This is a genomic window from Brevundimonas huaxiensis, assembly GCF_014218725.1.
Lineage (GTDB): Bacteria > Pseudomonadota > Alphaproteobacteria > Caulobacterales > Caulobacteraceae > Brevundimonas > Brevundimonas huaxiensis.
The window spans coordinates 1-11,927 of record NZ_JABBJE010000015.1 but is presented as its reverse complement, the minus strand read 5'-3'; the positions used below and the strand labels follow the sequence as shown (position 1 = coordinate 11,927).

16 protein-coding genes and 2 pseudogenes are annotated in these 11,927 nt (G+C 58.4%); 10 read left to right on the top strand and 8 right to left on the bottom strand.

Annotated features, from left to right (window positions below):
• Positions 1–158: 158 nt before the first annotated feature.
• Together HF680_RS16105 and HF680_RS15440 are read left to right on the top strand one after the other, a co-directional pair.
• Positions 159–282: pseudogene (locus HF680_RS16105) on the top strand (IS630 family transposase); the annotation flags it as partial.
• Between the two features lie 88 nt (positions 283–370).
• Positions 371–2,239, top strand: a complete 1,869-nt coding sequence (locus HF680_RS15440) for a glycosyltransferase family 4 protein (protein ID WP_185225684.1) — start codon at positions 371–373, stop codon at positions 2,237–2,239.
• An 18-nt stretch (positions 2,240–2,257) separates the two neighbouring features.
• Here HF680_RS15440 and HF680_RS15435 read toward each other — a convergent pair whose 3' ends face one another.
• The 5 genes from HF680_RS15435 to aadA1 all read right to left on the bottom strand — a co-directional run bounded on the left by HF680_RS15435 (position 2,258) and on the right by aadA1 (position 5,845).
• Positions 2,258–3,022 carry an IS6-like element IS6100 family transposase gene (locus tag HF680_RS15435; protein WP_001389365.1) on the bottom strand — a complete coding sequence of 255 codons (765 nt, stop codon included), beginning with the start codon at positions 3,020–3,022 and terminating at the stop codon, positions 2,258–2,260.
• A 32-nt stretch (positions 3,023–3,054) separates the two neighbouring features.
• A complete protein-coding gene (locus HF680_RS15430) occupies positions 3,055–3,582 on the bottom strand; it encodes a GNAT family N-acetyltransferase (protein ID WP_185225683.1) in 528 nt (175 codons plus the stop codon).
• A 127-nt stretch (positions 3,583–3,709) separates the two neighbouring features.
• Positions 3,710–4,549: a sulfonamide-resistant dihydropteroate synthase Sul1 gene (sul1, locus tag HF680_RS15425; RefSeq protein ID WP_000259031.1), complete on the bottom strand. Its 840-nt coding sequence runs from the start codon at positions 4,547–4,549 to the stop codon at positions 3,710–3,712.
• Positions 4,543–4,890: a quaternary ammonium compound efflux SMR transporter QacE delta 1 gene (locus HF680_RS15420; RefSeq protein WP_000679427.1), complete on the bottom strand. Its 348-nt coding sequence runs from the start codon at positions 4,888–4,890 to the stop codon at positions 4,543–4,545. The genes sul1 and HF680_RS15420 overlap by 7 nt, the downstream gene beginning before the upstream one ends.
• A gap of 163 nt (positions 4,891–5,053) precedes the next feature.
• Positions 5,054–5,845 carry an ANT(3'')-Ia family aminoglycoside nucleotidyltransferase AadA1 gene (aadA1, locus tag HF680_RS15415; protein ID WP_001206316.1) on the bottom strand — a complete coding sequence of 264 codons (792 nt, stop codon included), beginning with the start codon at positions 5,843–5,845 and terminating at the stop codon, positions 5,054–5,056.
• A 259-nt stretch (positions 5,846–6,104) separates the two neighbouring features.
• Here aadA1 and HF680_RS15410 point away from each other — a divergent pair, with 259 nt between their 5' ends.
• The 3 genes from HF680_RS15410 to HF680_RS15400 all read left to right on the top strand — a co-directional run bounded on the left by HF680_RS15410 (position 6,105) and on the right by HF680_RS15400 (position 8,089).
• Complete coding sequence (locus tag HF680_RS15410; RefSeq protein ID WP_317134089.1) at positions 6,105–7,490, top strand: relaxase/mobilization nuclease domain-containing protein; 1,386 nt, start codon at positions 6,105–6,107, stop codon at positions 7,488–7,490.
• A gap of 206 nt (positions 7,491–7,696) precedes the next feature.
• On the top strand, positions 7,697–7,822 hold the full coding sequence (locus tag HF680_RS16195) for a hypothetical protein (RefSeq protein WP_276568698.1): 126 nt from the start codon (positions 7,697–7,699) through the stop codon (positions 7,820–7,822).
• A 75-nt stretch (positions 7,823–7,897) separates the two neighbouring features.
• Positions 7,898–8,089, top strand: a complete 192-nt coding sequence (locus HF680_RS15400; RefSeq protein ID WP_185225681.1) for a hypothetical protein — start codon at positions 7,898–7,900, stop codon at positions 8,087–8,089.
• Positions 8,090–8,250: 161 nt separating this feature from the next.
• On the opposite strand, the gene HF680_RS15395 is transcribed toward HF680_RS15400, so the two are convergent.
• Positions 8,251–8,550 carry a hypothetical protein gene (locus HF680_RS15395; protein ID WP_185225680.1) on the bottom strand — a complete coding sequence of 100 codons (300 nt, stop codon included), beginning with the start codon at positions 8,548–8,550 and terminating at the stop codon, positions 8,251–8,253.
• Between the two features lie 104 nt (positions 8,551–8,654).
• On the opposite strand from HF680_RS15395, the gene parA reads away from it, so the two are divergent.
• From parA to HF680_RS15370, 5 genes are all read left to right on the top strand, one after another.
• Positions 8,655–9,323 (top strand): ParA family partition ATPase, encoded by a 669-nt coding sequence (parA, locus tag HF680_RS15390; protein ID WP_185225679.1) that lies wholly within the window; start codon positions 8,655–8,657, stop codon positions 9,321–9,323.
• Positions 9,320–9,583 carry a ribbon-helix-helix domain-containing protein gene (locus HF680_RS15385; RefSeq protein WP_185225678.1) on the top strand — a complete coding sequence of 88 codons (264 nt, stop codon included), beginning with the start codon at positions 9,320–9,322 and terminating at the stop codon, positions 9,581–9,583. Before parA ends, HF680_RS15385 begins: the two co-directional genes overlap by 4 nt.
• A gap of 50 nt (positions 9,584–9,633) precedes the next feature.
• Positions 9,634–9,810, top strand: coding sequence for an antitoxin (locus HF680_RS15380; protein ID WP_185225677.1), 177 nt, complete (start codon positions 9,634–9,636; stop codon positions 9,808–9,810).
• The gene (locus HF680_RS15375; RefSeq protein WP_185225676.1) at positions 9,798–10,070 is read left to right on the top strand and encodes a type II toxin-antitoxin system RelE/ParE family toxin; all 273 of its coding nucleotides are present in this window, start codon (positions 9,798–9,800) and stop codon (positions 10,068–10,070) included. Before HF680_RS15380 ends, HF680_RS15375 begins: the two co-directional genes overlap by 13 nt.
• Before the next feature lie 185 nt (positions 10,071–10,255).
• On the top strand, positions 10,256–10,417 hold the full coding sequence (locus HF680_RS15370; RefSeq protein WP_185225675.1) for a hypothetical protein: 162 nt from the start codon (positions 10,256–10,258) through the stop codon (positions 10,415–10,417).
• Between the two features lie 69 nt (positions 10,418–10,486).
• On the opposite strand, the gene HF680_RS15365 is transcribed toward HF680_RS15370, so the two are convergent.
• Complete coding sequence (locus HF680_RS15365) at positions 10,487–11,323, bottom strand: aminoglycoside O-phosphotransferase APH(6)-Id (protein WP_000480968.1); 837 nt, start codon at positions 11,321–11,323, stop codon at positions 10,487–10,489.
• Positions 11,323–11,847: pseudogene (locus HF680_RS15360) on the bottom strand (phosphotransferase); the annotation flags it as partial. The pseudogene HF680_RS15360 and the gene HF680_RS15365, both read right to left, overlap by 1 nt.
• Positions 11,848–11,927: the final 80 nt, after the last annotated feature.

Here is an 11,927-nt window from a genome sequence, read left to right as displayed (position 1 = left end):
CGCTGACGATCATGGCGGGACGGCCCCGCCGAGCGATCAGCGCTGTCAGCTCTCGCGCGACGCGGCGTCCCGAGATCGAGGTGTCGGGGATCGCCTGAGGCGGGACCAAACCTCAGCGTCCGTTACTGCCGTGATCTCAGCAGCCGCCCTTTTCAACCAAATCCGCCATCAACCGCTTTATCAAGGAGCATAACCAGCCCCCGCCCTCTATCTGGAAGGCCGATCCGGACGAAATTATAACTGCCGTCGGCGCGGCACCAAATGTTGGAATCAATCCACTAGTCCGGTATGATTTTAATAAAGTTAAACAGGTTAAGTGGCGATAGTGCCGATGCCTGGACTTTTCGTGTTTAAAGGGTAGTGTGAACCGATGGGGGAACGTATGGTCGCGTCGTATATTTTCTTTGATGTATCTGATTTTGTTTATTTCATCGGTCATCACGACAACCTGACTGGTATCCAGAGGGTTCAAGCTGAGATAATTAAAAATCTCCCTTATTCTGACACAATAGAATGCCATTTCATGTCGTTTTCGCACAAGGCACGAACGTTCGTCGGTGTCGACTATGGTTATCTGATCGAAGTTATCGAAGATTTAGCTCGACCTGTACAGTCCCGCACCGTCAATTATGACAGAGAGGCTGCGCGCGGTGGCGTTCTTTCACGAGATGGGGCCATACCTCCCGCAACCGTTCCCAAGTATAATAAAAGCGTGATCTGCTTGCTAGGTGCTGCCTGGGTCCAAGAGAATTATGCGCTTCACATGCACAATTTTCGACGACAGTATAACGCGAGGTTTGTTGGGCTAATTCACGATCTGATTCCGATCTTTGCGAAAGAAACCTGTGATCAGGGCACCGCGCTCGTTTTTGAGCAGTTTATCAGTGAATTTCTGAATTACTCAGACGCCGTTTTAACCGTCTCTCAATCCACTAAAAACGACTTGCTGCGTTATATCGCGCAATCAGGTTCGGATTATACTGGCAGCATTACGGTAACTCGTAATGGGGGCGGCATATGTCGTCCTGCAGAGGGAACGGTGCTCAAACAAGCGCTGGCCACGTCGGGCGATTTCATTCTTTTTGTCAGCACGATTGAGGGCCGAAAAAACCATCACCTGGCATTTAAGGCGTTGGCGCAAATCCTGGCCCGGCGTGGCGATTGCCCGAAATTGATATGTGTTGGTCGGGTCGGATGGCGTGCTGAGGATTTCCTCAACAGCTGTTACGAAACCGATTTCCTAAACGGTCGTATCCAGATACTTCAGGACATATCCGACAGCGAATTGTCGACCCTATATGAGACATGTAAGTTTTCGATTTACCCTAGCATGTATGAGGGATGGGGGCTGCCGGTTGGCGAGTCACTGGAACGCGGCAAAGTCGTGATCGCTTCCGATAGTTCGTCTATCCCGGAAGTTGGTGGCCCGGCGGCCGTTTACTTTGAATCTGGGTCGGTCGATTCATTGGCTAAGGCTATAGAAGCCAATTTTTACGATGATTCAGTTTATGAGAAAAGCTGTGCTGCAGTTCTCGATTACATTCCTACAACATGGCCAGAGGTTGCCGAGCGTGTTGTTGCCGCTTGTGCGCAGGTCATCAACGAACCGACCCGAAATCTGTATCGGACATTGGAAATTGGTAAGGAATATCCGTTCCGCAAAGTTCCCGTAATCGACCATAATTTAAATGGTGATGCGCTTTCCGACGCCGTTATGGCGGCCCGAGCCAAAGTGCTTACTAATGGTGCATTTCGTAGCGCTGATTATAATTTAGGCCTTGATGTAAGGCTGGGTTCGGGCTGGTGCGCTCCTGAACATTGGGGATCGTGGATATCCGCAAAAGGTGGCGATCTGATCTATCAGTTGGACGGCGATGTTGACGAAGTGATTGTTCAACTCGCTTATCAAATTGTAGGCTTCGCGCCGAATGTACATGTCAAAATTCGAGCCAGCGGCGGCGGAACGTTAAACCTATCGAACTTGCCTCAGAACGGCGTTCTGGTCATACCTAACGTCAAACGTATTGACGGCATGGACGGATCCTATTTTTCTTTAGCGATATCTGTATCGGCCTCGCCTGATACTCTTTCTGCCATTTCTCAGGCAGATTCCAGGTTGCCGATCATTGGTTTGAAAAGCTTTGTTAATATCAGACCGAATGATTTCGAAGCTCGGCTTGCACTTCTTGAACATGCATTAATGGGCTCTGTTGCAAAGATTGGCGGCAGTCAGAGGTAGGCTGTCGCTCTGCGCCGATCAGGCGGCTGCTGCGAAATGGTGGTTGAGCATGCCCATGGCCTCCGTCAGCGCCGAGGGCCCAATGCCAAAAGCTCTCTCCACAAGGCGCACCTCGCCCCTGATGCCGGGCTGCAGGCACCAGGGGCGAGCCTGTCCTTTGCGCAGGGCTCGCATGACTTCGAATCCCTTGATCGTGGCATAGGCCGTGGGGATCGATTTGAAACCGCGCACCGGCTTGATCAGTATCTTGAGCTTTCCGTGATCGGCCTCGATCACGTTATTGAGATACTTCACCTGCCGGTGGGCCGTCTCCCGGTCCAGCTTTCCTTCGCGCTTCAATTCGGTGATCGCTGCACCATAGCTCGGCGCTTTGTCGGTATTGAGCGTGGCAGGCTTTTCCCAGTGCTTCAGGCCTCGCAGGGCCTTGCCCAGGAACCGCTTCGCTGCCTTGGCGCTGCGGGTCGGCGACAGGTAGAAATCGATCGTGTCGCCCCGCTTGTCGACTGCCCGGTACAGGTAGGTCCACTTGCCCCGCACCTTGACGTAGGTTTCATCCAGGCGCCAGCTCGGATCAAAGCCACGCCGCCAGAACCAGCGCAGCCGCTTCTCCATCTCCGGGGCGTAGCACTGGACCCAGCGATAGATCGTCGTATGGTCGACCGAAATGCCGCGTTCCGCCAGCATTTCCTCAAGGTCGCGATAGCTGATCGGATAGCGACAATACCAGCGCACCGCCCACAGGATCACATCACCCTGGAAATGGCGCCACTTGAAATCCGTCATCGTTCCGTCCGTCCAATCTCCGCCAAGCATGCTCAAGCTTCACGATTTTTGCAACAGAGCCAGATTTCGAGTTCTAGGCGTTCTGCGATGAAGGTTGGATCCCAGGCGGGATTGAAAGTGTCGACGTGGGTGAATCCGAGCCGCTCGTATAGGCCACGCAGGTTCGGGTGGCAGTCGAGCCGCAGCTTGGCGCACCCCTGCGTTCGCGCGGCATGGCGGCAAGCCTCGATCAGCGCGGAGCTGACACCCCGGCCCGCATGTGTCCGTCGCACCGCGAGCTTGTGCAGATATGCGGCCTCCCCCTTGAGGGCGTCGGGCCAGAACTCGGGATCCTCGGCCGACAAGGTGCAACAGCCGACGATGCCGTCGCTGCAACTCGCGACTAGGAGCTCGGATCTCAGGACGAAGGTCTCCGCGAATGTCCGGTCGATCCGCGCGACGTCCCAGGCGGGCGTTCCCTTGGCGGACATCCACGCCGCAGCGTCGTGCATCAGCCGCACAACCTCGTCGATATCACCCGAGCAGGCGACCCGAACGTTCGGAGGCTCCTCGCTGTCCATTCGCTCCCCTGGCGCGGTATGAACCGCCGCCTCATAGTGCAGTTTGATCCTGACGAGCCCAGCATGTCTGCGCCCACCTTCGCGGAACCTGACCAGGGTCCGCTAGCGGGCGGCCGGAAGGTGAATGCTAGGCATGATCTAACCCTCGGTCTCTGGCGTCGCGACTGCGAAATTTCGCGAGGGTTTCCGAGAAGGTGATTGCGCTTCGCAGATCTCCAGGCGCGTGGGTGCGGACGTAGTCAGCGCCATTGCCGATCGCGTGAAGTTCCGCCGCAAGGCTCGCTGGACCCAGATCCTTTACAGGAAGGCCAACGGTGGCGCCCAAGAAGGATTTCCGCGACACCGAGACCAATAGCGGAAGCCCCAACGCCGACTTCAGCTTTTGAAGGTTCGACAGCACGTGCAGCGATGTTTCCGGTGCGGGGCTCAAGAAAAATCCCATCCCCGGATCGAGGATGAGCCGGTCGGCAGCGACCCCGCTCCGTCGCAAGGCGGAAACCCGCGCCTCGAAGAACCGCACAATCTCGTCGAGCGCGTCTTCGGGTCGAAGGTGACCGGTGCGGGTGGCGATGCCATCCCGCTGCGCTGAGTGCATAACCACCAGCCTGCAGTCCGCCTCAGCAATATCGGGATAGAGCGCAGGGTCAGGAAATCCTTGGATATCGTTCAGGTAGCCCACGCCGCGCTTGAGCGCATAGCGCTGGGTTTCCGGTTGGAAGCTGTCGATTGAAACACGGTGCATCTGATCGGACAGGGCGTCTAAGAGCGGCGCAATACGTCTGATCTCATCGGCCGGCGATACAGGCCTCGCGTCCGGATGGCTGGCGGCCGGTCCGACATCCACGACGTCTGATCCGACTCGCAGCATTTCGATCGCCGCGGTGACAGCGCCGGCGGGGTCTAGCCGCCGGCTCTCATCGAAGAAGGAGTCCTCGGTGAGATTCAGAATGCCGAACACCGTCACCATGGCGTCGGCCTCCGCAGCGACTTCCACGATGGGGATCGGGCGAGCAAAAAGGCAGCAATTATGAGCCCCATACCTACAAAGCCCCACGCATCAAGCTTTTGCCCATGAAGCAACCAGGCAATGGCTGTAATTATGACGACGCCGAGTCCCGACCAGACTGCATAAGCAACACCGACAGGGATGGATTTCAGAACCAGAGAAAGAAAATAAAATGCGATGCCATAACCGATTATGACAACGGCGGAAGGGGCAAGCTTAGTAAAGCCCTCGCTAGATTTTAATGCGGATGTTGCGATTACTTCGCCAACTATTGCGATAACAAGAAAAAGCCAGCCTTTCATGATATATCTCCCAATTTGTGTAGGGCTTATTATGCACGCTTAAAAATAATAAAAGCAGACTTGACCTGATAGTTTGGCTGTGAGCAATTATGTGCTTAGTGCATCTAACGCTTGAGTTAAGCCGCGCCGCGAAGCGGCGTCGGCTTGAACGAATTGTTAGACATTATTTGCCGACTACCTTGGTGATCTCGCCTTTCACGTAGTGAACAAATTCTTCCAACTGATCTGCGCGGGAGGCCAAGCGATCTTCTTCTTGTCCAAGATAAGCCTGTCTAGCTTCAAGTATGACGGGCTGATACTGGGCCGGCAGGCGCTCCATTGCCCAGTCGGCAGCGACATCCTTCGGCGCGATTTTGCCGGTTACTGCGCTGTACCAAATGCGGGACAACGTAAGCACTACATTTCGCTCATCGCCAGCCCAGTCGGGCGGCGAGTTCCATAGCGTTAAGGTTTCATTTAGCGCCTCAAATAGATCCTGTTCAGGAACCGGATCAAAGAGTTCCTCCGCCGCTGGACCTACCAAGGCAACGCTATGTTCTCTTGCTTTTGTCAGCAAGATAGCCAGATCAATGTCGATCGTGGCTGGCTCGAAGATACCTGCAAGAATGTCATTGCGCTGCCATTCTCCAAATTGCAGTTCGCGCTTAGCTGGATAACGCCACGGAATGATGTCGTCGTGCACAACAATGGTGACTTCTACAGCGCGGAGAATCTCGCTCTCTCCAGGGGAAGCCGAAGTTTCCAAAAGGTCGTTGATCAAAGCTCGCCGCGTTGTTTCATCAAGCCTTACGGTCACCGTAACCAGCAAATCAATATCACTGTGTGGCTTCAGGCCGCCATCCACTGCGGAGCCGTACAAATGTACGGCCAGCAACGTCGGTTCGAGATGGCGCTCGATGACGCCAACTACCTCTGATAGTTGAGTCGATACTTCGGCGATCACCGCTTCCCTCATGATGTTTAACTTTGTTTTAGGGCGACTGCCCTGCTGCGTAACATCGTTGCTGCTCCATAACATCAAACATCGACCCACGGCGTAACGCGCTTGCTGCTTGGATGCCCGAGGCATAGACTGTACAAAAAAACAGTCATAACAAGCCATGAAAACCGCCACTGCGCCGTTACCACCGCTGCGTTCGGTCAAGGTTCTGGACCAGTTGCGTGAGCGCATACGCTACTTGCATTACAGCTTACGAGGGCGCTCGTTCAAGGGCGTGACGCTCTATCTGACGACGCCGAAGCGCGACGACCCGGCGCAGGCCGAACGGGCGGGCTTTATCGAGACGCGGAATCTTCCGACAGACGACGCCGGGCAGGCGTGGCGCATCATGGCGCAGACCGCGCAGCGGGCCGAGCAGCTTAAGGCGGCGGCTGGGGTGAAGGCGGCCGGGCGGAAACTGGCGCAGCCTGTTTTCCATTATTCGCTGAACTGGCACCCGACCGAAACGCCGACGCCCGAGCAGATGTTGAAGGCGGCCGACGCGACTTTGAAGCTGCTAGGGTTGGACGGCCATCAATCACTAATCGTGCAGCACACGGATGAGCCGCACCCGCATTTGCACATTGTGGTCAACCGGGTTCACCCGGAAACCGGGAAGGCGGCCGACCTCTCGAACAACTGGCGCAAGCTGGACCGTTGGGCGGCCGACTACGAGCGCGAAAACGGCAACATCGTCAGCCTAGATCGAGCGAAGAAATACGCCGACCAGCAGCAGGGCCAGAAGGCCCGCAGCGACAAAGCGCGGGCATGGTTGCCGCATGACCAATGGACCCAGCAGAAGGCCGCCGAACGGGCCGACCAGATGGAAGACCGGGCGGCGTTGTTCAGCGATCAGCAGGCCGTGCGTGAAGCCTTCCTAGAGGGTGCGAAGAAGAAGGCCCGCAGCGTCGCGCAGCAGCTACGCGCCGAGCAGCGGCCCGCATGGTCAGCCCTTGGCCGTCAGCAGGCGAAACAGCGCCGCGACTTGACGACGGCGCTTGATAGCCGGGCGGGGATTTATGGGTTTGTGAACCAGCACCGCGAGCAGCTTCTAAAGGCGTTCGATACGCACGACGACGCCAAGGCCCGATGGGGTGAACTGCTTTCGCCTGAAGGACTGAAGGACGCAGTTAAGCGGGCGCAGGAGATCGAGACGGCGGAACTTCGCCGCGATTGTCTGCATGACCAGCACACAGCGCAGCGCGCGTTCTGGGGCGAGTATCGGGAGAAGGTGCAAGACCTTCGCGCCGCGCAGAAGGACGAGCGCAGCGCGTTCCGTGACGCGCAGAAAGCGGGTGCGGCGCCAGCACCTAAAACACAGGTTCAGGCGCCGCCGGATTCGGTGGCGCCGGCGACGCCGGCACAGCAGCCGGCGAAGCCCGCAGCGAACGAGAACAGACGCACCGCGGCACAGCCCGGCCGTTACGACGCATTGAAACCCGCGCAAGATCTTCCGGCGAGGATTGCGACGCCGAAGGCGTCAGATCCTCGACCGAGATCCGACGAGCTGGCCGAGCGCGTAGCGCGTAAGGCGGCCGAGATCGAGCAGCGACGCAGCGCACAGAAGGCGCAGCGCGAACGGCTAGGCAAGATGGGCCTAGACCGAGACCGGGAACGATAGGCCGGGGCGGCCTTGCGACCGTCGCCCCGGTGCCTACAGACCAGCAGAAAGCCAGCAGCCGCTTACGAGCGCCCGCAGCTTTCACCTTGCTAACAGGTGGCGGAGAGAACGCAGCCCGGCCGATGCAGCCGCGACAGGCGGCAGGCGTCAGACCGGGCGACCTTGTAGCGATCAAGACCGGGATAGAACGGGGCGCGGTTGGCGTCGTGGCATCCGTGCTTGGTCAACTGGCGACCGTCACAAACGCCAGCGGCGGGCGTCATACGGTGACGCTGGAAAGCTTGCAGATCATCCAGCGCGGCGCAGCGCCAGAGATGGGGCCGACGCCCTAGCATACGGACATAATCACTAGGCAGCGGCGCAAGGCCGGGGGACAATTTCAATCAGGAGCAACAACGAGGGACGGCATGAACATGAATATTGCTGACGATCAGGCCGAACTTTTCGGCATCCTGAAAACCCTGCATCTTCTGGCGTCGCGTCGGGCGGCGCATGAGCGCAGCCACGATGTGCAAAGCCATTTCGCGGAACTGTGGGGCGAACTGGAAACGGCGGCCGACGATTTCGCGGCGACGCTTCCCGCCCCTACCGAGCATTAGGCGCGACGCACAAGGCACATTATGCGAAGTTTTTTAGAGTGTTCGCAAAGCATCCATGAGAACAAAAACCCCGCCACATCGGCGGGGATTTTTTATGCTGTATTCGTCGCCCGCAGCGGCCCCCCAGAGCGCAGGCGCAGGGCGGCGAATACATGGCCGATTTATCGGCCTTCCGGTTTCTTCGGCAGCGGTGGAAATGTCTGATAGCGGGCATCTAGGGCGGCTTCCCGTTCGGCCGCTTCAGCGGCCCAAGGGTCAATCACATCAAGCGAGGTTGGCGCGGCCTTGGCGATGGGCGGCGGCTCGATATGCGCCCGCAGCCATTCGATTACGGCCATATACTGGATGACCTCAACAGTAACGCCGCGCTCTTTAGCGGCCTTTTCCAGCCAAGCGCGGGTGATCGGGTCGAATATCTGTTGCGATTGTCGCGGTTGCCGCGTCCCTTTGTTGTATGCCATGCGGCCAATACTTCCATTGTTCGCCTAAGACATCGTTAAAGCCATGTTTACGAATCGGCGTTAGGTGCTATCGTGCTAGCAGCCCAACACGCTAGGGAGCCATCATGCATACAATCGCCATCATCAGCCAGAAGGGCGGCAGCGGGAAAACCACGCTAGCCCTGCATCTGGCCGCCGCAGCCACAGCGGCCGGGCGCGTCGCCCTTGTCGTGGACACCGACCCGCAGGCGACGGCTTCGCGTTGGGGGGAATGGCGCGACGGCGCAGACCCCGAGGTTATTTCATGCGCCGCCCCGCCCCTTCTGCCTAAGACGCTGGAACAGGCCGCGCAGCTTGGCGCGGAACTGGCGATTATCGACACCCCGCCCCATGCGGATAGCATGGCGGCGGCGGCTTGCCGGGCGGCCGACCTGATCTTGATTCCGTGTCGCCCTCGCGCCTTCGACCTAGACGCCATCCAGACGACGGCCGATCTGGTGAAGATGAGCGGCAAGCCCGCCGCTGTGATCTTCACAGCCGGGCCGCCGAACGCGCCCCGCCTGTATGCCGATGCGGCCGAGCTTGTGACCGGGTTCGGCCTTGAGGTCGCCCCGGTGATCTTGCCGCAGCGGGCGGCCTATTCGGACGCGACAGGCAGCGGCCAGACAGCGCCGGAGATCGACGCCGGGAGCCGGGCGGCCGAGGAAGTCGCCGCCTTGTGGGATTGCGTGTGCCAGCTTGCTAGCATCCCAACACGCCAACGCGCTAACAAGAAGGGCAGGGCCGCAGCATGAGCAGATTCCAAGCCTTGAAGAAGGAAGCGGCAGGGCCGCGCCTGATTGAGACGGCGGCGGCTGAAAGCCCGGCCGCCGCTGGACAGAAGAAGAAGGCCCGCGACGGCCTTAAGCCCGTCATGGGCTATTACAGTCCGGCCGTGCGCCGGACGCTTCACCAGATGGCCCTAGACGATCAGACGACCATTCAGGCCCTGCTAGGCGAAGCTATCGACCTTCTGATGAGACAGAAGGGCAAGCATCCATTCGGGGAACGCTGACCGGAACGCGCCTTTTGGGGCGCGTTTCTTTTTGTGCTAGGGTCGCCGTCATGGCCGCAGAACCTTCCATCTTCCACGAGGACGACGAAGCCGACGCCCGGCGTTACGCCGAAGCGATGGCCGACATCGAGGCGGGCCGGGTTATCCCGAACGCCGAAGTTTGCGCTTGGCTGGACACATGGGGCCAGCCCGACGAGAAGCCCGCGCCTGATTCGTGGTTCAAGTAATCTGGACGCAGGGCGCGGCGGCCGATCTTCGGGCCATCCGCACCTATATCGCGCAGTTTAGCCCCTTGGCCGCCCAGCGGTTCGCGGCCCGCCTTAGGCGGGCCGCTATGGCGCTCGAAACCATGCCCGACAGGGGGCGGCCGATAAGCCGGGGTCGCCGGGAACTGACGATAGTCCCGCCCTACCTTATCCGTTACGCCCGGCAGGGCGACCGCGTTGCAATCCTTGAAATCCGCCATGCAGCGCGGGAAGACGAATAGGCGGCCCGCTGCGGCAGGGTCGCCGGGGCGTCCGTCCTTTGTCCGTCGCTGGCTCGCCCTTTCCCACAACCCCCGCCCGCACCACTCGCTAGCGCGACCGTGTTAGGGGTTGTGGTCATGGCCTAGCGCCAGCGTTTCCGGGACAACGGCCGCCAATCACGGCGACCAGAACCGGAGCAACGCCGATGCACGATCTAACCCTATATCATGCCCTTACAGATTTTCAGGACATCGCCCGCCGCGCCCGCGAAGCGGAGGACTTTTTGCAGTTTGGGGAAGCCCTGATAGCGATTCAGGAAATCGCAGAACAGGGGTCGTTTGCGGGAGAGGGCGAAATCCTACGCTAAGGCTTTGGCCAACGATATTCTCCGGTAAGATTGATGTGTTCCCAGGGGATAGGAGAAGTCGCTTGATATCTAGTATGACGTCTGTCGCACCTGCTTGATCGCGGCCGCGATAGCTAGATCGCGTTGCTCCTCTTCTCCATCCGCGTTCCAAGCTGCGGAAAGGCACCCATAAGCGTACGCCTGGTCGAGCAGGCGACGCGGATCGACGTCCAGCGCACGAGAGAATGCGTCCGCCATCTGTGCAATGCGTCTAGGATCGAGACAAAGGTCGTCTCTGTCAGCCGGATCGTAGAACATATTGGCGGCGCCAAAGCCCACTTCACCGACCAGACCGACGGGATCTATCACCAGCCAGCCGCGACTGGAGAACATGATGTTTTCATGATGCAGATCGCCATGTAGCCCACGCAGTTCCGAGGCATTGCTCATCATTTGATCGGCTATAATCGCCGCGTGGACGTAGTCAGTTTGACAACCTGCGTTTTGATCATCGCGCGCCCGCTGAAACAAAGCTGCAAAGCGATCCCGGATCGGGAGAAGGGCAGAAGGCAGGGGTTCCTCAGATGCGGCATACAGCTTCGCCATTAGTTCCGCTGCAATTTCGGTCGCCTGGTAGTCGCCGTGCTCGGCAACGATGTGAGAGAGCATTCGCTCCCCGGCATATTCGAGCAACATCAGATTGTTCTCACGACCGAGCAACCGGACTGCTCCCCTCCCATTGCGCCATACCAGATAGTCGGCCCCGCGCAGTTCATCAGCAATGTCTTCTATAGGTTTCAATCCCTTGACGATTGCAGGAGTCCCGTCTGGCAATGAAACTTTCCAAACGAGGCTGGAAAAGGTGTCCGCAATGAGAACAGGTTGCGAAACGTGCCAATGAGCAGGAAAAACAGGCGGCATGAACATCAACCCCAAGTCAGAGGGTCCAATCGCAGATAGAAGGCAAGGCGTTCGCGGTCGGGGGCTTCGATCCCCAATACATTGAATAGGACAGCGAAGGCGCGCTCTGCTTCATCTGGCGCTGCCCAGTTCTCTTCGGCGTTAGCAATCATGAGTGCCAAATCGGCATAGCGATCTGCTGTTCCGAGCCGCCCAAGGTCGATCAGACCCGTGCATTGAAGAGTTTTAGGGTCCACCATGAAGTTCGGCATGCAGGGATCACCATGGCAAACAACCATATCGGTGCGCTCTTGGTCGAGCCGCACCGGTAGCTCTCGTTCGACACGAGCCAAAAGATCGAGCTGCGGCGTACTCTTGTCCTCGTCCGGTAAGAAGTCGGGATTGACGGCATTGCGGGACACCACATCAACGGCGCGTCCGAACATTCGCGACAGCCTGCGCTCAAACGGACATTGATCAACCGATAGGCTGTGAACAGCGCCAAGTTGCTGCCCCATTGACGGCCACGCTTTGAGCTGACGTGCCCCTGAGAATTTCCTCCACGCGGAGCTAGAGTCCGGCCCTTGAAAGGACGGACGGAATGAAACGAGCGAGATTCACGGAAGAGCAG

Bases quoted from the DNA above. Each gene is read 5' to 3' on its own strand.
- HF680_RS15435 (WP_001389365.1), bottom strand. From the start codon at position 3,022: ATGACGGATTTCAAGTGGCGCCATTTCCAGGGTGATGTGATCCTGTGG.
- HF680_RS15380 (WP_185225677.1), top strand. From the start codon at position 9,634: ATGGCCGCAGAACCTTCCATCTTCCACGAGGACGACGAAGCCGACGCC.
- HF680_RS15430 (WP_185225683.1), bottom strand. From the start codon at position 3,582: ATGGACAGCGAGGAGCCTCCGAACGTTCGGGTCGCCTGCTCGGGTGAT.
- HF680_RS15385 (WP_185225678.1), top strand. From the start codon at position 9,320: ATGAGCAGATTCCAAGCCTTGAAGAAGGAAGCGGCAGGGCCGCGCCTG.
- HF680_RS15365 (WP_000480968.1), bottom strand. From the start codon at position 11,323: ATGTTCATGCCGCCTGTTTTTCCTGCTCATTGGCACGTTTCGCAACCT.
- HF680_RS15400 (WP_185225681.1), top strand. From the start codon at position 7,898: ATGAACATGAATATTGCTGACGATCAGGCCGAACTTTTCGGCATCCTG.
- parA (WP_185225679.1), top strand. From the start codon at position 8,655: ATGCATACAATCGCCATCATCAGCCAGAAGGGCGGCAGCGGGAAAACC.
- HF680_RS15420 (WP_000679427.1), bottom strand. From the start codon at position 4,890: ATGAAAGGCTGGCTTTTTCTTGTTATCGCAATAGTTGGCGAAGTAATC.
- aadA1 (WP_001206316.1), bottom strand. From the start codon at position 5,845: ATGAGGGAAGCGGTGATCGCCGAAGTATCGACTCAACTATCAGAGGTA.
- HF680_RS15440 (WP_185225684.1), top strand. From the start codon at position 371: ATGGGGGAACGTATGGTCGCGTCGTATATTTTCTTTGATGTATCTGAT.
- HF680_RS15395 (WP_185225680.1), bottom strand. From the start codon at position 8,550: ATGGCATACAACAAAGGGACGCGGCAACCGCGACAATCGCAACAGATA.
- sul1 (WP_000259031.1), bottom strand. From the start codon at position 4,549: ATGGTGACGGTGTTCGGCATTCTGAATCTCACCGAGGACTCCTTCTTC.
- HF680_RS15370 (WP_185225675.1), top strand. From the start codon at position 10,256: ATGCACGATCTAACCCTATATCATGCCCTTACAGATTTTCAGGACATC.